Source organism: Priestia sp. YIM B13491, from assembly GCF_042787605.1.
GTDB classification, from domain to species: domain Bacteria; phylum Bacillota; class Bacilli; order Bacillales; family Bacillaceae_H; genus Priestia; species Priestia megaterium_E.
The window spans coordinates 33,534-53,280 of the sequence record NZ_JBHZOR010000006.1; the positions used below are offsets into that span (position 1 = coordinate 33,534).

At 37.8% G+C, this 19,747-nt stretch carries 20 protein-coding genes; 8 read left to right on the plus strand and 12 right to left on the minus strand.

The features are described from left to right. The first annotated feature begins 109 nt into the window (after positions 1 to 109). Genes ACFX4E_RS20555 through uraH form a run of 3 tightly spaced genes read left to right on the plus strand, consistent with a single transcriptional unit; the run spans position 110 to position 2,325 of the window. On the plus strand, positions 110 to 1,432 hold the full coding sequence (locus tag ACFX4E_RS20555) for a nucleobase:cation symporter-2 family protein (protein WP_377238289.1): 1,323 nt from the start codon (positions 110 to 112) through the stop codon (positions 1,430 to 1,432). Positions 1,433 to 1,444: 12 nt separating this feature from the next. Further along, positions 1,445 to 1,972 (plus strand): 2-oxo-4-hydroxy-4-carboxy-5-ureidoimidazoline decarboxylase, encoded by a 528-nt coding sequence (gene uraD / locus ACFX4E_RS20560; RefSeq protein WP_098249616.1) that lies wholly within the window; start codon positions 1,445 to 1,447, stop codon positions 1,970 to 1,972. Beyond that, positions 1,969 to 2,325 carry a hydroxyisourate hydrolase gene (uraH, locus tag ACFX4E_RS20565; RefSeq protein WP_377238288.1) on the plus strand — a complete coding sequence of 119 codons (357 nt, stop codon included), beginning with the start codon at positions 1,969 to 1,971 and terminating at the stop codon, positions 2,323 to 2,325. The genes uraD and uraH overlap by 4 nt, the downstream gene beginning before the upstream one ends. 36 nt (positions 2,326 to 2,361) lie before the next feature. Here the strand turns inward: uraH and ACFX4E_RS20570 are convergent, their stop codons facing one another. After that, complete coding sequence (locus ACFX4E_RS20570) at positions 2,362 to 2,862, minus strand: GNAT family N-acetyltransferase (RefSeq protein ID WP_028408376.1); 501 nt, start codon at positions 2,860 to 2,862, stop codon at positions 2,362 to 2,364. A gap of 415 nt (positions 2,863 to 3,277) precedes the next feature. On the opposite strand from ACFX4E_RS20570, the gene ACFX4E_RS20575 reads away from it, so the two are divergent. The 3 genes from ACFX4E_RS20575 to ACFX4E_RS20585 all read left to right on the plus strand — a co-directional run bounded on the left by ACFX4E_RS20575 (position 3,278) and on the right by ACFX4E_RS20585 (position 6,648). Further along, the gene (locus ACFX4E_RS20575) at positions 3,278 to 3,772 is read left to right on the plus strand and encodes a hypothetical protein (RefSeq protein ID WP_098331754.1); all 495 of its coding nucleotides are present in this window, start codon (positions 3,278 to 3,280) and stop codon (positions 3,770 to 3,772) included. 497 nt (positions 3,773 to 4,269) lie between these two features. Continuing rightward, positions 4,270 to 5,208 (plus strand): PD-(D/E)XK nuclease family protein, encoded by a 939-nt coding sequence (locus ACFX4E_RS20580; protein WP_377579875.1) that lies wholly within the window; start codon positions 4,270 to 4,272, stop codon positions 5,206 to 5,208. 156 nt (positions 5,209 to 5,364) lie between these two features. Beyond that, entirely contained in the window at positions 5,365 to 6,648 is a 1,284-nt protein-coding gene (locus ACFX4E_RS20585) for an Nramp family divalent metal transporter (RefSeq protein ID WP_028413180.1), read from the plus strand. 94 nt (positions 6,649 to 6,742) lie between these two features. On the opposite strand, the gene ACFX4E_RS20590 is transcribed toward ACFX4E_RS20585, so the two are convergent. From ACFX4E_RS20590 to ACFX4E_RS20600, 3 genes are all read right to left on the minus strand, one after another. After that, entirely contained in the window at positions 6,743 to 7,252 is a 510-nt protein-coding gene (locus ACFX4E_RS20590; RefSeq protein ID WP_028413179.1) for a hypothetical protein, read from the minus strand. Positions 7,253 to 7,436: 184 nt separating this feature from the next. After that, on the minus strand, positions 7,437 to 7,736 hold the full coding sequence (locus ACFX4E_RS20595; protein WP_377258426.1) for a hypothetical protein: 300 nt from the start codon (positions 7,734 to 7,736) through the stop codon (positions 7,437 to 7,439). 204 nt (positions 7,737 to 7,940) lie between these two features. Further along, positions 7,941 to 8,729, minus strand: coding sequence for an HAD family hydrolase (locus tag ACFX4E_RS20600; RefSeq protein WP_377238285.1), 789 nt, complete (start codon positions 8,727 to 8,729; stop codon positions 7,941 to 7,943). A gap of 198 nt (positions 8,730 to 8,927) precedes the next feature. Between ACFX4E_RS20600 and ACFX4E_RS20605 the strand changes: the two genes are divergently transcribed. Further along, positions 8,928 to 9,380: a MarR family winged helix-turn-helix transcriptional regulator gene (locus ACFX4E_RS20605; RefSeq protein ID WP_377238284.1), complete on the plus strand. Its 453-nt coding sequence runs from the start codon at positions 8,928 to 8,930 to the stop codon at positions 9,378 to 9,380. A 36-nt stretch (positions 9,381 to 9,416) separates the two neighbouring features. On the opposite strand, the gene ACFX4E_RS20610 is transcribed toward ACFX4E_RS20605, so the two are convergent. Both ACFX4E_RS20610 and ACFX4E_RS20615 read right to left on the minus strand, forming a co-directional pair. Then, complete coding sequence (locus ACFX4E_RS20610) at positions 9,417 to 9,851, minus strand: hypothetical protein (RefSeq protein ID WP_013083346.1); 435 nt, start codon at positions 9,849 to 9,851, stop codon at positions 9,417 to 9,419. A 141-nt stretch (positions 9,852 to 9,992) separates the two neighbouring features. Then, the gene (locus tag ACFX4E_RS20615) at positions 9,993 to 11,075 is read right to left on the minus strand and encodes a tyrosine-type recombinase/integrase (RefSeq protein WP_377238283.1); all 1,083 of its coding nucleotides are present in this window, start codon (positions 11,073 to 11,075) and stop codon (positions 9,993 to 9,995) included. A gap of 335 nt (positions 11,076 to 11,410) precedes the next feature. On the opposite strand from ACFX4E_RS20615, the gene ACFX4E_RS20620 reads away from it, so the two are divergent. Beyond that, complete coding sequence (locus tag ACFX4E_RS20620; protein WP_336063718.1) at positions 11,411 to 12,406, plus strand: DUF3231 family protein; 996 nt, start codon at positions 11,411 to 11,413, stop codon at positions 12,404 to 12,406. Positions 12,407 to 12,459: 53 nt separating this feature from the next. On the opposite strand, the gene ACFX4E_RS20625 is transcribed toward ACFX4E_RS20620, so the two are convergent. The 6 genes from ACFX4E_RS20625 to ACFX4E_RS20650 all read right to left on the minus strand — a co-directional run bounded on the left by ACFX4E_RS20625 (position 12,460) and on the right by ACFX4E_RS20650 (position 19,682). Next, the gene (locus tag ACFX4E_RS20625; RefSeq protein ID WP_377238282.1) at positions 12,460 to 13,650 is read right to left on the minus strand and encodes a TcaA NTF2-like domain-containing protein; all 1,191 of its coding nucleotides are present in this window, start codon (positions 13,648 to 13,650) and stop codon (positions 12,460 to 12,462) included. Between the two features lie 47 nt (positions 13,651 to 13,697). After that, positions 13,698 to 14,627, minus strand: coding sequence for a TcaA NTF2-like domain-containing protein (locus ACFX4E_RS20630; protein WP_377258423.1), 930 nt, complete (start codon positions 14,625 to 14,627; stop codon positions 13,698 to 13,700). A 143-nt stretch (positions 14,628 to 14,770) separates the two neighbouring features. Further along, positions 14,771 to 16,120 carry an ethanolamine permease gene (gene eat, locus ACFX4E_RS20635; RefSeq protein WP_028408364.1) on the minus strand — a complete coding sequence of 450 codons (1,350 nt, stop codon included), beginning with the start codon at positions 16,118 to 16,120 and terminating at the stop codon, positions 14,771 to 14,773. Between the two features lie 21 nt (positions 16,121 to 16,141). Next, positions 16,142 to 16,855, minus strand: a complete 714-nt coding sequence (eutC, locus tag ACFX4E_RS20640) for an ethanolamine ammonia-lyase subunit EutC (protein WP_098249607.1) — start codon at positions 16,853 to 16,855, stop codon at positions 16,142 to 16,144. Between the two features lie 14 nt (positions 16,856 to 16,869). Beyond that, positions 16,870 to 18,240 (minus strand): ethanolamine ammonia-lyase subunit EutB, encoded by a 1,371-nt coding sequence (locus ACFX4E_RS20645; RefSeq protein ID WP_377258420.1) that lies wholly within the window; start codon positions 18,238 to 18,240, stop codon positions 16,870 to 16,872. 26 nt (positions 18,241 to 18,266) lie between these two features. Further along, a complete protein-coding gene (locus ACFX4E_RS20650) occupies positions 18,267 to 19,682 on the minus strand; it encodes an ethanolamine ammonia-lyase reactivating factor EutA (protein ID WP_377238279.1) in 1,416 nt (471 codons plus the stop codon). Positions 19,683 to 19,747: the final 65 nt, after the last annotated feature.

Consider the following 19,747-nt stretch of genomic DNA (forward strand, 5'->3'; position numbering starts at 1 on the left):
GGTCAACTTGACTAATGACATCCCTTAAAAAACATTTTACTATTAATGTATCATTCTAAATGTAATATTTATTAACATTACATGTGATATAATTAAAGGAGGTTTTTAGGTGAATAACCAAAATCGACCGTTTCGACTAGCTTCATTGGGATTACAGCACGTACTCGCTATGTATGCGGGTGCCATTCTCGTTCCGCTGATGGTAGGACGCGCATTAAATTTAAATGCACATGACTTAGCCTATCTCGTAGCCATTGATTTACTGACCTGCGGACTAGCTACGCTGCTGCAGGCTTGGACGAACAGGTGGTTTGGGATTGGTCTTCCTGTTGTACTTGGAAGTTCATTTGTAGCGGTGACTCCTATGATTGCGATTGGAACTCAGTATGGAATTAGCGCTGTTTACGGAGCGATTATTGCCGGTGGTATTTTTATCGTACTGGCAGCAAGTTTTTTAGGCAAAATTATTAAATTTTTCCCTCCCGTTGTCACCGGAACGGTTGTGACGATGATTGGTTTATCACTTGTACCATCCGCTGTCCGAAATATGGCAGGAGGAGTAGGAAGTAAAGATTTTGGTTCTCTTTCTAATCTTCTTCTATCTTTTGGTGTTCTAGCGCTTATTTTAATTTTAAATCGATTTTTCAGCGGTTTCCTTCGTTCTCTTTCTGTGTTGATTGGAATTGTAGCCGGAACAATAGCCGCTGTATTAATGGGAAAAGTTAATTTCACTAACTTTAATGAAGCTTCTTGGCTGCACATTCCCACTCCTTTTTATTTTGGGATGCCCACTTTTGAAATTGGACCGATTTTAACGATGATTCTCGTATGCTTGGTCATTATTATTGAGTCTACAGGCGTATTTTTAGCGTTAGGAAAACTGTGTGATCGGGAATTAACTGAAAAAGATTTTACAAAAGGCTACCGCGCCGAAGGAATCGCCATTGTTCTTGGAGGGCTATTTAATGCTTTTCCTTACAATACATTCGCTCAGAATGTAGGACTCGTTCAATTATCGAAAGTAAAAACAAAAAATGTAGTGGTAGTAGCCGGCTTCATTCTCGTATTACTGGGGATTGTTCCGAAAATAGCTGCTTTTACAACCATTATTCCCACCCCTGTTTTAGGAGGAGCAATGGTTGTGTTGTTTGGTTTAGTTATTTCATCAGGCATCAAAATGATAAGTGCTGTTGATTTGTCCAAACAAGAAAATTTGCTGATTATCGCATGCTCTGTTTCACTCGGCCTTGGCGTAACGGTAGTGCCTGATTTATTCACTCAGCTCCCAAGTGCTTTGCGCGTGATTGTAAGTGATGGGGTTATTACGGGAAGTTTAGCTGCCATTTTATTAAATCTCTTTTTTAACGCATCAATTGAACGAAAAGTACCTTCTGTCTCTTTAGAGAAGACAGATTATTCAGAAATAAAATAAAGGTGGTGTAGTATGAATAACGTATCTGTGCAGTATGTAAATCAGCTTAGCAAGCAGTATTTTGTCTCACTAGTTGGTGATATATTTGAACATTCACCTTGGGTTGCGGAAGAGGCTTATTCTAAAGGTCCTTTCTCTTCCGTTGAACAACTTCATGCCATGATGAAAGAAATTGTAGCGCAAGCGTCTGTAGAAAAACAGCTGAAGCTGCTGCAAGCTCACCCAAATCTAGGTGAAAATATTGCCATGACATCTGCTTCTACTGAAGAACAAACCAAAGCAGGCTTACAAAACTTAACGCAAGATGAGTATGAACAGTTTTCTTCTCTTAATGGAACGTATATGGAGAAGTTTCCGTTTCCTTTTATTTTAGCAGTACGAGGTAAACAAAAAGAAGATATCTACGAGGCAATGCAAAGTCGTTTACTAAATACCGAGCAAACGGAGTTTGATACAGCATTAGAAGAAGTATATAAAATTGCTTTCTTTCGCTTAACTGATAAAATCACCGAAGATAAGGAGGCAAAGAAACGAGCATGACTAAAATCACAACGCATATTTTAGATCTTACCCACGGATGTCCGGCTGCTTTTGTCAAAGTTGATTTTTATCATATTCAGTCGGAAAGTAAACGAATAAAAATTTCACACGGTACTACAAATGAAGACGGGAGGTTAGTAACTCCGCTCTTCTCTTCTGAAGAGTTTGAATCAGGAGATTACGAACTTCTGTTTCATATTGGGGAATATTATAAAAAACAAGAGGCCCAAACAACAAATCCGCCCTTTTTAAATCAAGTTTCTGTTCGAGTCGGATTGTCTTCTGAACAAGAACATTATCACGTCCCTTTGCTTGTGTCACCGTGGGGATACCAAATTTATAGAGGAAGTTAAAAAAAAGAAACGGCGTCTTTAAACGTCGTTTCTTTTTTAGTTCAGCAATTTAGACATATAGTACTCATCAATGAACAAACCGCCAATTCGCAGTGAATGTTTTTTTGTTCCTTCAATTTCGAATCCTACTTTGTCATATAAAGAAAGAGCCTTTTCATGCTGTATAGCGACTGTAAGTTCAAGACGATGAATATGGTGTTCTCTCGCCCATTCTTCAAGTGCACCGATTAAAGCCGTCCCAATCCCTTTATTTTGAAACGTCTTTCGAATGCCTAATGTCAAAGAAGCGATGTGAGCGTTTCGGTTAGCTTCACCCCCTGTTGCAGCTATATATCCCACAAGCATCTCGCTTTCTTCTGCGACAATAATCGTAGAGTTTGGCTGCTGCTTAAAGATTTCGATGTTTTTCTCCTGCTGATCTGTACTCAGCTTTCGCTCTCCGCTTTCAAACAGCATAAACTTACTTTCTTCTTCAATCTGTTTAAGCAAATCTACAAAGTTTGCAGCATCATGTAATTCTAGTTCTCTAATTTCCATGCTGATCCCCCTTTTTCTGTGTCCCTTTTGTTTGTATATGTATTGGTTCACCTTTATAAAATATAGCTTTACAGTTTCTTACGAAAAATACGACTTTTTAAGAAGTGGAGGTAGAACAAAAAACCTACTAATCTCCTTTTTTTGAAATGCTTTTTTCCTTTGTATAATTTTAAATCACTTATCAACTTCTGTAAATTCTTTAGATTTCCTCTTTTAATTTCCATTTATCTTCCTTTTCTATAGGTTTGATTTTGATCTAAGGAGATCTTTTATAGAAAACGTATGACTATTATCCTGTTTTTTGTGAAGAAAGAAAGCAATAAATGTAATTTCACTTGTAATCGTTTAGAATAGAAAAAGTGGAAATTTTATGTGCCTATCCTCCTTAATTATTGGTCTGTGAAAGGAAATTATTATGAAAGTACAACCCGCAAAATGTGGTGTATATGTCTTAAGCGGTCTAGGAGCTGTTATAGTGTTCTTCTTACTTTTACTTAAGAACAGTGCTTTCTTTCTAGAGGAAGAATACGATCAAAACAAACCTGAAGCTGCGCTTGCGGTCAACGAACATACCTATCACCTTCACAAAGGTTCTATTAACTGGTCAAACGGCCGTTCAACAACAAAAAAAGAAATAAATGTATATGATTTATATACATACATATCGCAGCAAAAAAGTATCCCATTGCAGCAGCAACAATCAGTTAAGCTCCATTTTTCGAACTTAGACGGTGCTTATATTCGTAGTGTGAGTGTGCATATATGGAGAGATAACGGTGAAAAAACCAAGCTGTTTGTCAAAAATAATGAGTTTAAGGTTCCTAAAAATCAAGGTTTGTACGTTGTTGATATTGCGATTAACTCTACAAGAGGAACAATGCAATATGCGGCAAATGTGCAAATACAGTAAGTTTTATATATATTTACGTTTGGTCGAGAAAACCGGATAAGAAAACTCTTGTTGCAAGCAGGAAACGATGTGTGGAATAAAAAAGAAGTATTAAAAACATAGTGAAAGCATTCAAATAAAAGTCCTTAACTCTTTCAGAAAATAATCCCACAAAAAAAAGAGAGCGCTAGCGCTCTCTTTTTTATAAAATGAAAAAGACGTCCACGCAGGACGTCTTTGATGCGTTTGTGGCGGGGACCGTGTGACCACATTCACACGTTTAGCTCGAAAGCATGTCCTTCGACTTACACAAATTAGCTCATCGCTTTATTAATATAACATCCGCCACAGAAAAAAGCAATCAATTTTTAAATAGTTTTTTCTATTTATACATATTTCACGAGAATCCACAAAATAATATGCATGCGTAGCTATTCACTCTCTACATTTTCAGTCTATTTTAACTCATGTACGAATATACTAATAGACCAACCTATGCGCAGTTTTTGAAAAAGGATGTGAATAGCTTGTTTCAAATCACTGATTTCCCTGAATTTTCATGGTCGTACTCCAGACATAAAATGGTCGCAGCGTGCAAACGAAAGTATGCCTATCATTATTATGTCTCACATAACGGATGGCTTGACAGCGCTTCTGCTCAGTCTCAGAGCGCTTATCGTCTTAAAAAGGTTTCCACTTTATCTATGTACGCCGGACAAGCCGTTCGTCAAGTGATTACAGAGGCCATTTCTGACTATACCTCTACACAGATTGTTCCGGATGAACAGAGCTTAACGGAGAAAGCGCAGCAGCTACTAAATAACGCACTGCGTGATTCTACTGACTATGGAGAGCTTTGGTATCATAGGCCCGCTCAGTATAAGATGCTTTTAGAATTCTACGAAAACGGCTATATTTCTAAAAAAGATCTTAAAGACATGCAAAAACGGGTACACATTTGTGTACATCACTTTTTACAAAGTAAATCGTTTGGCGACATCGTATCTTCACCTTTTTTAGAAGTGGAGCCCCATCAGTCGTTTCGTTCTATAAATGTGTATGATCATAAAGTATATTCGCCTTTTCATTCTCTTTTTAAAAATCCAGTCACAGACGAATTTACGATTGTTGATTGGAAAACAAGTAAACAAACAAAAGATGATTTGTTTCAACTGGCGATATACGCCCTCTATGTGCTAGCCGAATATAATATTTCCGTGGATCAGATAAAAGTCCGGAACGAATACTTGCTTTCAGGCAGTGCCCGTACGTATCAGCTTACTCTTCACGAAATTGAAGCTGTTCTTCAGCAAGTTGATGCAAGCATTGATTATATGAAAACGTTTTTGGAAGACTCAGAGGTAAATCAGCCGCTTCCCCTTGAGCATTTCCCTCAAACAGATACGCCTGCCTCCTGTCACGGCTGTGCATTTAAAGAATTGTGCCAAACGGGATAAAAAACAGCTGAAGATGATCTATATTTTTTGCTAAACTTTTTTATTGTCAAAAGAACCTTTGCTAGCATATAATTTGCATTAAGGAAACATTTTATACTTCATATAAAAAAATTAGCTTGGGCTATTTATTGTTCATCAAAGAAAGGAGCACTAGACATGAAAGATCAAAACGGCAGTAAAGCATTATCAGCTATGCAGCTAAGTGCTCAAGACGTATTGTCGGGTAAAACAAAAGGAATTAAGCGATTATTACCTTTCTTAGGGCCTGCTTTTATCGCAGCGGTTGCTTATATTGATCCAGGTAATTTTGCTACTAACATTGCAGCAGGCTCTCAATACGGATACATGTTGCTTTGGGTTGTATTAATTTCTAACTTAATGGCTGTCTTAATTCAATCGTTATCAGCTAAATTAGGGATTGCAACGGGCTTGAATTTACCCGAGATAGCACAGGAACACTTCCCGTCCTTCGTTTCTTTTGGGCTTTGGATACAAGGGGAATTGGTCATTATGGCGACGGATTTAGCAGAATTTATCGGGGCTGCTCTTGGAATTTATTTATTATTTCATATTCCTTTGTTCCCAGCTGCACTTATCGCAGCGGTAGGCTCTTTTGCTATTTTAGAGTTACAAAGACGAGGTGTTCGACTGCTAGAAGCAGCGATTGCGGCGATGGTTTTTATTGTGGTATTAGCTTTTGGGACTCAAATGTTTCTTGCGCATCCAGACGGTGCAAGTGTTGTCCACGGCTTATTTGTCCCTCAGTTTCACGGGACAGACAGCGTGCTGTTAGCTTCTGGGATTTTAGGTGCTACAGTTATGCCACACGCAATTTATTTGCACTCAGCTCTTACGCAGCGCCGCGTGGTAGGAACTACAGAATCGGAGAAAAAAGCGATTTTTCGCTTTGAATTTATTGATATTGTGATTGCCATGATTATCGCTGGTGCAATTAATGCAAGCATGCTGATTGTCGCAGCCGCTCTATTCTTTAAAAACGGACTAAACGTGCAAGATTTGGACGTGGCTTTTACACAATTTGAACATTTAATTGGTCCCTTTGCAGCTATTGCTTTCGGAGTTGGATTATTATCTTCAGGACTTTCAAGTTCTTCGGTCGGAACAATGTCTGGAGATGTCATCATGCAAGGATTTATTAAACGCAGAATTCCTTTATATCTTCGTCGTTTCATTACAATTATTCCGCCGCTTTTGATTATCGGACTTGGCGTAAATCCAACAAGTGCACTAGTTGTCAGTCAAGTTATTTTATCGTTCGGAATTGCATTTGCGCTTGTACCTCTTATCATGTTTACAAGTAATAAAAAAATCATGGGCGGGTTGGTTAATCATAAAGCAACAACTACTGTAGCTTGGGTGATAGCTGCATTAGTCATTTGTTTAAATATCTTTTTGATTTATCAAACGTTAGCGCAGTAAAGTAAATAACTTAGCCAAATGGTGTTTTTAAAAAAAGAGACCTCAATTGTTAGGCGGTACCTAACCCTTTGAGGTCTCTTTTTTAGCATTTTTATTAGCCGATAGTAGAAATGAAATGGACAAGAGTTCCAATAATAGCCGACACCACTAAGCAAACCAGTGGATATAAATAAGTGTAGCTTTCTTTACGGATTGAAAGAATACGGTCAACAATAAAAATAAGAATGACGCCCATCATTCCAAATTCAAACATTAAAAATCCAAAAATACCATGAAATATGAATGACATGATAAAATCAATTTTTTTACTGCGTTCTTTAACAAAAGCGCTGACTAATAAATCAACAATAACTGTGCCTAACGTCCCCATTATTAAAAAAAAGGGCGTAAAGAACAAAAGGTATAAAGGAAATAATTCGCTGAAATGCGAACTGTTTTTCTTTATAGTAAAATTGGGAATTGACTCTTTTATCCCTGGTATAAAACAAAAAAGCAAAGCGAAAAGAAAGGCAGCTATGATAGCCGCTGATAGTTTTCTATTTAAATGCATGTTTATTTTTTTATTACTGAATTCAGTATTTGTTTTTGTATGTTTATGATTCATATGCCTTTAACGTGATGTACGCACCTTTTCCTTTCTCGTAACTTTTTATCCACATTTTATGTCCAACTTTTGTTACCAGCACTTACAATGATACACGTTCTTTTTAAAATTGACTACATTAACACGTTTAATGTCTACTCTCTTTTTCTATAAAACAAAAGACAGGCGTTTTTTCTATATGTAATTAATACTCTTGTTTAGCTCCTTTAACAGGATAAAATTGTGCATCCGTTGTGGAAACATAATATTGACCGTGTTTTGATCGTTCTCCAAACGCTAATCGATCATCGGTTTCATCTTCTGTCGCTACCCGACTTACAGGCGCCATCGTTTCATCTGTTGCTGAAATGGTGTCTGCTCCAGGGACATGTTTAGGTTGAGGGTTTTTGTAAGTGACGTGCGTATCGCCTTGTTTGTCTTCACAAGCGGCGAGACTTGTGAACAAAACAGTCGCTACAAGGCTTCTGGTAACTATTTTCTTCATGTTATTCCTCCAATGACTAGTCTATATACTATGCTACATGGTATTTATCTGGGAATCAAGGATAAGATTGGTTTACTATGCAGGAAGAAGAAAAAGTGACTGAAGTCAGTGAGATTTGGAACGGATATAGGACTTCCAGAGACTTTTGTACTTGTTTTTACAACAAAAAAAGAGACGATTTACGCCTCTTTTTGTTTGTTCGTATTACGAATTTAGTTCATCTAAAATTGAATGCAGTTCACTTAAATGGGTAATTTCATAAGTAGGAATGACTTCATTTCGCTCTTTATCGTGACGATTAATCCATACAGATTTCATTCCAACGCGAGAAGAACCCAGTATATCTGTCATTAAATTATCTCCAACCATGATCGCTTCATCTTTCTTTAAATCCATAAGTGATAAAGCATGGTCGAAAATAGATGGATCAGGCTTACCCCGGCCAAATGCCCCTGAAATCACAATCTCATCAAAATATGGAACTAGTTCTGATGTAATATCTAATTTGGTATTTTGTAAGTCAGGTGAACCGTTTGTTAACAGCAGCAGCTTGTACTTTCCTTTTAATTGATCAAGCACTCCAAACGTTTCTTCGTATACAAAAGGTGTTTTGCGGCGCTCTAATGGAAAACGTTCAGCTAATTCCGCTCCAAAAGCATCGTCGTGAATTCCTAGAGCACGAAGGCCTCGAGTCCAAGCTTCTTTGCGATAAGTAGGAACAATATCTTTCATTTTTCGGAATTGATCATGATCGTCTAAAAAATTTCCCCATAACCCTTCAAATGGATTAATGCCAATCATTTGCGTAAATTCATAGGTTTCATACGAAGCATATAATTCTCTTGCTTCCTTACGCACCGCTTCTTCTAGTTCTTCAGGTTTTAGATTATATTTTTCACTTGCATATGTACATGTTGCAACGAATGCTTCTTTTACGCTTTTTTGGTCCCAAAGTAGCGTGTCGTCTAAGTCGAAAAATACCGCTTTAATCATGGATGTGTGTACCCCCTACTGTTTTTGAAAAAGTTTAACTATTCTTACACTAGATTACAAGGATACACACAATAAGTCTAGTGTATTTGCGATTTATTCTGTAAATTTATTTTTATTAAGCATCCTCTTTATAAACAAATTTACAGAAATAAAAACAGCTGATATAATCACAGCATGTATGTATGCAGGAGGTTTTATATGGAATCGTTAGAAGAAATGTTCGGCATTCCCACCGTTCGTACAAGTAAGCGCTTAAGCAGAGTAGTTGCCGCACGCTTGCGCCCTTTTGGGATTACACCAGAACAGTGGACCGTTTTAAAACGCGTATCAGAAGCTGAATATAGTACGCAGAAACAATTAGCTGAACGAGCGGATAAAGATCAAGCGACGCTGACTAAAATTTTAGATTTACTAGAAAAACAAAATTGGATTCAGCGTATGAGAAATCCAGAAGATCGCCGCTCGTTTTTTATTCAAATAACAGAAGACGGCCTGCGGTTAAAAACAGAAGTAACGCCTGCTGTGGAGCAGGTATTTTTCGAATTAACGTCCGAATTAAACGAGCAGCAGGTGAAAATTTATACCGACACCTTACAAAAACTTGAACACCGCGCCGAACAATTGCTTCAAGACGCAGAAGACCTGCGTTAAATACCCAAAACCCCACAGCTAACATTCTGCGGGGTTTTACACGTAGTTGGCGATGCATAGCACTTCTTTGATTTTTGAAATCACTTGTTTGGTTTCATCTGTTAAAGAGGTGAATTTAAACGCGATGGATTCTGCATTTGGATTAATGAAGGGTTCTTTGTTCGTGTCTTTGCGGTAGTCTTCAATTTGTTCTAAACAATATTTTAAAATAAACGACAAGTTCGCACGTCGAAATCTCAAACTAACGGTAGAAGGCCACCTTTTTTGAAACTGATTGCTTCCCTCATACTGAATCGCTCCAATGTAGCGCTCTCCGGATAAAAAAGATTCTTTGCTTCGATATAGCTGAACGGTTTGGGCTGTTCCGCTCCAGTCAATATAAATACCTGCTGTTTCACAAACTTCGTATATGTAATGAAAAAGCTCCGTTACTTCTCCGAAATGGTAGTGAAGCGGATGTTTAGCCGTCATAGGTAGCTCCCTCCTTTATCGACTTTCTACCATTATATTGTAGGAAAAGTAACTTATTCATTTATACAACTTATTTCATACGCATAAGCAGGAAAAATGAAAATATATGTTTTTTAGTTTACATAAAAATATTATAAGTAATTAGCGATAGCCCGATTTTCGAAACGCGTCGTATACCGTATCTTCTTGAAGTTTTTCAAGATAAACGTTCGTTGTAGCAATAGAAGAATGCCCTACTACTTGCTTCACAACCGCAAGCGGAACGTCATTAGCTAAACTGTTTGTAATAAAGGTGTGACGAAACCAATGAGGAGAAATAGACGCGTTTCCTTTTACTTTATAAACAGCTGATTTAATCGTTCGATACAACGTTGTATAGGACAGTCGCTTCTTTTCCCCGGCACGATAGTACTCTTTAATGGAATAAAAAAGCGGTTCGGTGTCAAAAGGACTTAATTCAGTGCTTTCATTTAACGCTTGCCGGTAAGTGAAAAGCGTTTCTTTCACATCATCAAACACGGGAATCGTTCGTTCCTTTTTTCCTTTACCAATCACATCTACAACCAAATTTCCGCGGCGGTCTTCGCGGAAGCTTCCCCAATTTAAACTCAGCAGTTCACTTGAACGCATTCCACTCATATACAAAAGCATTCCCATTAAGCGATTGCGCGCTTTGAATTCCTTTTCATGCTGACGAATGCGCACGACTGATTCTAACGCATTTACAATCACCTGGGCTTCGCGGTCGGTTAGCTCTCGGTACTCGGTGCGATTTTGTTTTTCCTTGTCGCTGTAATGTCCTTTTGCAATAGATGGTTTTTCAATCCACGTCGTATACAGCGAAGGATAAAAATGAGTAGCGTGTCCAAACTCTAGCATTCTTCTAAAAAATTCTAGTTTTCTTGCAGCGGTGCGATTGGCATATTGATTCATCATTTCTTCATTAAATAATTTGACTTCCATAAATCCAATCGATTTTAATGTAATCTCTCGTTCATAGAAAAAAGACAGAATCGTTTTCATGTCTTGATTGTAAGATCTGATTGTATGAGGAGAAAGTGATTTTTTGATAATACGCATTGAAAAAAAGAGCTGAATAAATTCTTCATCTGAAACGTGCTTTAAATTTAAGTTGTTATCTTCATCTAACAGCTCTGCCTCTTCCCACTGCTCTTTTAGCTGGCGAAACGAATTTTTCGCAGGCGACAATCTAAATTCTTCCATTTTACCCCTCCTAATGATTAAAAACAAAGATACCCCTTTAAAACGATCTAGGATTTGATATAACGAATTTTCATCAATTCGCAACAAATACCATTAAAAGTTTTTAAAAACCTCTCAAAACTCAATTTAAAAAGCCGTTTTTAAAAGATTTTAATGAAGACATCCATTATATGTAAAAATAATTCTGTTTTCTGCTTATTTATCTACTTTATCATACGAACGCTTGATAAGGAAGAGTTATCTTGCGTTAGTTAACTAAAGGATTTTGATTGTGTTAGACAGCAATGTTTTGGGAACACTAGTAGGAGTTTAAGTAATAATTGGAGGTACCGAATTTGGATAATCAGAAAAATAGATTGACGTCATCAGAAATTACAAGTTTATGGGCACAATACATCCAAGACACCATGTCTGTTTGTATTAGTAAATATGTGTTAGCAAAGGTTAAAGATTCTGAGGTTTATTCTCTTTTTGAATTTACTTTAGAACTGGCTGAAAAACATTTGCACGTGCTTAGAAATATTTTTAAAGCTGAAAAATTAGATTTGCCGATCGGCTTTACTGATAAAGATGTAAATCTAGATGCTCCTCCTTTGTTTACGGACACCTTTTGGTTAGTATATATACACGAAATGACCATGCACGGGTTGGCTGGATATAGTATATCTTTTAGTGTTTCAGCACGCAAAGATATACGTGACCATTATTATCAATGCAATATTGATGCGATGGACCTTTATAATAAATCTATTGAAATTCTTATATCGAAAGGTATTTATCAACGATCTCCCTACTTTTCTAAAACAGAAAGAGGTCACTCGATTACAGAATGGGGATATGTCATGGACCTATTCGGAGACAAAAGACAGTTGAACTCAATGGAAGCTGGAAATATTTATTTTAACTTAAAAAAGAGTATCGCAGCTAAAGCGCTTGTGATTGGCTTCAAACAGGTAACGAAAGATAAAGATATCCATAGCTTTATGGAAGAATGTTTGCACACAGCCAGTAAGAATATAAACATTTTTTCTTCCTTACTTCAACAAGAAAACCTGCAGTCTCCACGCTTGATGGATTCTGAAATTACAAATTCTGACGTAGCCCCATTTTCTGATAAACTAATGGTATTTCATGCGGGATTTTTGTTTCATTTAGCTACTACATATTATGCTGCAGCTATGATAACTAGTATGAGAATAGACGTAGCCGGACATTGTGATGCTTCTATTTTAAGGGATTTAAAAACCATCTCTTCTTTTGGCCGAATAATGATCAAAAAAGGATGGATCGAAAAACTGCCAAGAGCAGATGATCGGAAAGAATTATCTTGATATCCTGCGAACTTATCTGTAAATAAAAAACATCACGCAGAGCGTGATGTTTTTTAAAGTGATTCAATTTTAGTCAGGTGCAGCTGTTTATTGCTGCAGGAAACGGTATAGGTTCGATAATACTCTTTTTCCTGACTTTGACCGTTCGTTGTAATTGAAATGACTTCTTTCGTTTGAATTGTATAGACCGCTTCGCCCTCTTCTTCACTCACAGATTCCACGTCCAATACTGAATAATCAATGAGTTCTTCTCGAATGTCTCTTTCGTACAGCATTTTCACAAGCTGCTTTTGATCATTCCACAAAACACTATCCCGCTGGATATAAGGCTGTACGTGTTCAAATTTATTCGTGTTAATGGACTTTGTTAAATCTCGTAAATAATGTTCAATGAAAATATCCGCTGTTTCTTGATCAACTTTTTGGATGTTTTTTAAATTAAAATCTTTTTCTTCCTTCTCTTCTTTTTCTTTTTCATCTTCTTTAAAATCGTCGATTCGCTGAGAGCTGTTTTTGCTGATGCCATACGTTTTATTATTCTCTTTGAAAACCAAGATTTCTTCCTTTTCACCTTTTTCATTTGTGCGGGTCGTTTTACCTTGGTATGAAATATCACTAGAAGGATTAATTGACTTTACGTATTCGATATATTCATCGGCCGTAATGTTGAGGTATTTTTGATGATAGGTAACTTCATCCCACTCATTTAACTTCCAGTTCTTATTAACGTATTTAAAATTCATGTAAATGGTCAGTCCGCCGCTTCCTTCTTTACTAATTGGCTCAATAGCCGAGATCGAAAATTGCCCAGCATGATTGTTAATAAGTTCAAATCGAATCAGATGAGTTACATCAGGAAAAAAGCTCATATTGCATTCTTTGCAGTAATAATTAGTAGAAATACTTTTTAGCTTTGTTGCAATTAAAGATGAAGTTGCGTATGGTGTTAACGCTTTTTTTAGCGTTTCATAATCAGCAGGGTTAGATTCATTTTCCCATTCGTACTCTTCGCCTAATTCTTTATAGGTACTTGAAATTTTGTTCATCGTCTCAACCGCAGTTTTTTCTGCTTTTTTTTCTGATACAAGATCAGGCGGAAGAGATGACTTAGCTTGATCTTTTGGAATCACTTCATCTGAGGAAGGTTCGGTTGGTTTGGATAACTTAACTGTTTCTTTTTCTTCACAGGCCGTCAAAACCATTAGCAGCAGTAGAACGAATGCAATCGTCCATTTTTTATGCATAAGGTGTCCTCCTCAATGCCGAATTTAGTCTGTTTTTAAAATGATCTTTAATTCTCAAACGTATCGAGCACGTAATCACCGCTTGGAATTCCCCACTTTGCCTTTTTATTTTGATCTGTTTTAGCAAGTAATGAAATGGAATTTTCTTTGAGCGTAATAACAATGGTTCCTTTATTTCCTTGTCCATCATTTTCATATTCAATGGCTGCTTGGTTATTTTCAAAGCGAATATTTTTTTGTTCAACGGTTGACACGCGGATTTTGCTAGGTGGCTGGTACGAATTTATTTTAATCGTTGCTTCCGAGTTGGATGTAGCAAGAAATTGAATGATAGGAGATCCGTTATCATTGCCAGTGGTCCATTTTCCATCGTAGTCGTGTAAATCTGTTGTTTGTGTAGTGGGAGTTTCAGTGCTTGCATTTGGTTTAGATGAAAAGTCAAATGGTTCTACACTCGATAACTTTAACGTATCGTTTTGATAAACGGCTGTATAAAGGCGGTCACAAATTTTAGTATAAGGATCTTTACCCGGCTGCTTTAATAAGCTTTCTTCGTGGGTTTGTATTTTGAACACATGGTTAGGTTCTTCATACCAATTGACAATATGAAACGTTTGCTTCTTCTGCTCGATGCCTTGGCGTGTGAAATTTTCAACAAGAAGACTTTGCTCTTTATAAAAAGAACTGTCCGCTTTCAAAAAAGCTTTTAAATCATCAAAAGAGTTTTGATCCACTGCTTTTCCAAACGCTGAAAAGTAATCAGTCATCCAGGCTGTAATAAATTTCCCGCTCATTGCTTCTTTATTTAAATCAATCGATTGAATGCTTTCTACCTGTGTTTTTGGTTCGTTTAGTACTTTTTTTGCATCTTTTTCTACTATCATTGTATTTCCGTCTTTTAATGTTTCTTCTTGCTGACAGGCTGATAACAGAATAGATGAAACAACCGTGATAATGATTGTATTACGTTTGTTCATCATAATTGCCCCTTCTTTATCTAATATAAATGTATGTATATTCTTCCAACAAACAGACCTAGTATATCATTCTACAAAAAAACGCTCAACCCTTTAATTTCACAAGAAAAACGGCTTGCCTTTACAGCGAGCCGTTTTTCTTCCTATTTAATGGATGCTTCTTGATATGAATTGGCTGCTTCTTTTTTGAGCTGTCTAGAGCCATAAAAGACATAGTAAATAATTGAAAGAAGGAAAATTCCAAGAATCACATAAATTAGAGGTAGAGAAACGCCAAACAGCATTAAATTTGTTGTAAGAACACTGTATTTTATGATGCTGTACAAGCACAGAATCCCTAATACTAAGGCAATGCTTGGCACGACCGGGTAGTTCACTTTAAAAGGACGGGACAGGTTAGGTTCTTTTTTGCGTAAAATAAAGAGAGAAACTAAACTGATGCAGTACATCATCATTGCTCCGAACACGGATAAGATAATAAGTGCATTGGCAAACGTTGCAGATCCTGCACAAATCACGCCGATTGCTCCCGGAATCAACAAACCGCCGACAGGAACTCCTTTTTTATTCGTTTTAGCGAGAAATTTAGGAAAGTAACCATCTCGTGCAAGCGCATAGGTTTGTCTTGAAAATCCCATGATGATTCCATTTAAGCTAGCAATCAAGCCGAATAGCCCGATAATAGCAACAACGGTTGAAATGCCGTTTCCGTATACAGAAGACAGCGCCTGTGGAAGTGGATAATCGGCTAGCTTCCCGCTTCCTCCGCCAAGTCCAGCTGTTACAAATAGTGTAAACAACGTTGCGGTTGCTAGAGTAATAATCGCTCCAATAAATCCTTTAGGAATGTTTTTCTTAGGATTTTCCACTTCTTCCGCTGCCATTGCTCCTCCTTCTATTGCCAGATAAAACCAAACAGCGAATGGAATAGCTGCTAATACCCCTGTTGGCCCGTTAATAAATGAATGATCATTAAAAATATTCGATGTTTGTACATGAGGCAAACCAGCTACATAAAAAATAGATAAACCAATTAGTGCAACAATGGTAGCTGTAAGCTCAATCACCGCTACTTCTTTTACCCCGATTAAATTTAATAAAACAAAGAAAATAAAGGCACCTACTGTTGCGTATACAGGGTTAACGGCTGGAATGAGAAAATGCAGGTATGCTCCTGTTGATACGGCAATAGCAGGAGGAGCAAAAATAAATTCAAGCAAGCAGGCAATTCCTGCGATATATCCCCCAAAAGGTCCAAGTGCTCTTCTTGCATAAGCTGAAGGTCCACCTGCTTGCGGGATAGATGTTGAAAGCTCTGCATAACTGAACATAAACGTCGTGTAAAACACAGTTACAATTAAGGTTGCAATTGCAAGTCCGATAATCCCGCCTTGTTCAAACCCGTAATTCCACCCAAAGTATTGTCCTGAAATAACCATACCAACTGAAATAGCCCATAAATGAATAGGTTTTAATTGTTTTTGTAACGCCATACGTTCTCCTCCTTTTGATGTTTAGACAATAAGATGTACACCGCTTGTTTGCTGCTTGATCATTTTGTCAATCATGGTACCGATATGTGCGGCTGCCTCAATAGGAGGCGTCCCTCTTTTATGAATATTAGAAATGACCATACGATCAGACTCTTTTTTGCCTTTGCTAGGTTCATAGCACATGTAAGCACTCATTGATTCAGCACTGACCAGTCCAGGTCGCTCCCCAATCAATAGCACAAGTGCTTTTGACTTTATGATCTCGCCTATTTCATCCATACACGCAACTCGTCCCCCTTTTACAAAAAATGAAGTCCCGATATGAAGTCCATATGACTGCAGGGAGTCAATTAAAGCTGGATAGACGTCGCTTATGTTTTCTTCAATTGCCTTGGCGCTCAGTCCATCCGAGACTACCACTTGTACATCAGGCCGCTGCACACAGTTTTTAAAAATTTCTTTCTTAGCGTTATCTGCTAATAACCTTCCTTGATCTGGCCGTTTTAAATAATGTTCTTTTGACTCCACACGTGTATTCACAGAGAAAAGGTTAAACTCGGCTAAAATATCTTCTGAAACTACTCCATATACAGAGTCTACAGCTGCAGCGTGATCCGTGCGAAAAGATAAAACGTCTTTTGTTAGCGGCCTTGTTCCTGTACGGCCGACACCTATGCGGGCAGGGGTAAATTGTTTAAGTGTTTCAAGCGGATCGCGATTTGACTTTGGTATCATAGTAAGCACCTTCCTTAAATCAAATTCATAAAAATAGTTGGGTCTCCGGCTCTAGACGTAAAGCGCCCGTTGTCCATAATACGCTGATCTTCAAGCCACTTTTGAAATAACGGCGTTGGGGTACGACCTAACACGTTACGGACCGTTGCAATGTCATGATAACTAAGAGACTGGTAGTTTAGCATGCAGTCATCAGCCATGGGCACTCCTATGACAAAGTTCACTCCAGCTGTTCCCAGAAGCATACTTAAATTATCCATATCATTTTGATCAGCATCCATGTGGTTGGTGTAACATACGTCTACTCCCATAGGCAGGCCGTGCATTTTACCCATAAAATGATCTTCTAACCCAGCTCGTAGAACTTGTTTGCTGTTATATAAGTATTCAGGTCCAATAAATCCAACAACTGTATTAACTAAAAAAGGCTTGTAGTGACGAGCTAAGCCGTAGCATCTGGCTTCGAGCGTTACTTGATCAATGTTATAGTGAGCTTCTGCTGACAGTTCAGAACCTTGTCCTGTTTCAAAATACCAGCGGTTTGGACCTTTTGCCGTTCCTTTTTCACGAATTAACGCTGTCGCTTCATCGAGCATAGACAGTGAAATTCCAAATGAATCATTACCAGCTTCTGTACCTGCTAAACTTTGAAAAATCAAGTCAGCAGATCCTCCTTTTTCAATTGCTCTCATTTGACTCGTTACGTGTGATAATACACAGTTTTGAGTAGGAATTGACCATTCGTTGATTATATTTTTTGTTTCATTTAAAAGCGCGTAGATATTATCCGTTGTGTCAATAACAGGGTTAATTCCGATAACCGCATCTCCAATTCCATAGCTTAACGCTTCGTATAGAGATGCTCTCATTCCTTTTAAATTATCTGAAGGATGATTAGGCTGGGCTCTAGAAGCCAATACTCCTTTTTGGCCGATAGTCGTTTGACAAGTAGTTTGCACTTCTATCTTGGCAGCTCCTTGAATTAAATCTAAATTGGACATAATTTTAGTAGCCGCCGCAATCATTTCGCTGCTTAATCCTTGGCTAAGTGCAAGAAGGTCTTCTCCGCTATGCTGATCGGATAAAATATATTCTCTTAAATCCCCTACTGTCCAATTTTTAATAATATCGTAAACAGATGAATCAATCTGACTTTCGATTAATGCCGAGACGTTGTCTTCATCTGCGCTGAGCAGCGGATAGTTTCTGATATCAGCAAGTGTGATATCAGCTAGGACTTGCTTTGCTGCCATTCGTTCTTTCATTGACTCAGCGCTAACTCCTGCGAGCTGATCTCCAGAACGCTCTTCGTTTGCTTTGGCCATGATTTCTTTTAAGCTATAAAATGAAAATGTTTCTCCTAACAATCGTGTAGTTTTAAACATCGTTTCCTCCTTGTATATTTAGTAGATTATGATGAAAAAGCGAGCGTTTTAACGGAAACGGAGATCGCTTCTCCAGCTACTGGTAACCCTAGATCAATGTAATCTCCGTGTGTAAAATCAATTTGATCTAAACAAATAATTTCTAACTCTTTCCTCTGTTTAGCTAATGCTTGTCCTAAAGCTTTTGCAATATCTTGCTCGCATAGAACAACGAGGCACTTAGCTCCTTTAAAACAAGCAATAAATTCAGCGCTTATTACTTTTGCTAATTCTTGAAGCATCTTATAGCTGCAGTAAGGAAAATGAGATAAAGCAATAGCAGCGGGGGGATCTTCTGCGCTGAAAATAGTTGAAGCCTGCATACATGCCGCTCGAGCTCTTTCTTGAAACATCAGCGGATTCCATTTCTCTTCTTGCTGAACAGGTATCTCTACAATCGGTATATTTTTTAACGGCAGCCGCTTTGACCCAATGTATACAGTTGATCCGCTAACTTCTGTATTTTGCATACCAGCCCCAATTACAGTAGCGCGCGTTGTCTCAGCGGCTTGAGATACTTGGATGGATTGAAAATGATATGCTAGAAGCGGACCAACGTCTCCATGTATGGCCACTTCCTTCACTGTTTTTGGCTTTTGCTTCTCCATCATTTCTCCTACTCCTCCTGAAACCATGATCATTTCGGGGATAGAAGATCTTGTATGAGGAGAAACGATCAGCGAGGAATTTTGATTCAGCGCATTTACATAATTCACGGTTTCTTCAGCTAGTAATTGACAGATAGACGAGAGCTTTTCAAATGTTGCTTTTTCACCTTCTCGCAGTGTTAAAGAATTATTTTTCAAAAATTCAGTTAAATGAGAAGAAACGTAGGTAACCAAACCTTCTGAATTCAGACGAATTAATCTTCCTCCCACATGCAGTGTAAACGTTTCTATAACTTTTCCATTTTGACATAAAGCGATGTTAGCAGTTCCTCCTCCTACATCAATATTGGCAATTACTGCATTTGTTTCAGCAGAACGTTCGATTGCTCCTGATCCTTTTGCAGCTAATATTCCTTCTAAGTCAGCGCCGGCTGTTGCAACAACAAAATCCCCAGCATGTTCGGCTAGATAGTGAACGATACTTTCTGCATTTTTCTTTCTGGCCGTTTCTCCTGTGATGATCACAGCACCTGCCTCCACTTGATCTAAGGAGATTCCTGCATTCTTATACTCTTGTTCTAGTAGTACCGTTAATCGTTGAACATCGATTTCAACATCGTTTAGCATAGGAGTGGTATAGATAGAACTTGCATACGTTACGCGACGATCAATAATTTGACAGCCTGGCAGCGTAAACTGATTTTGTTGATTTGCTATTAACAGCTTGCTTACAATCAGTTTTGTTGTACTTGTTCCAATATCTAAACCTATGCTCGTGATCCATTTCTGTAGCATGCTATCAATCCCTTATCTCGTTTGAATATGGTGATTATCATAAAACAGTTTTTTGAATATTTCAC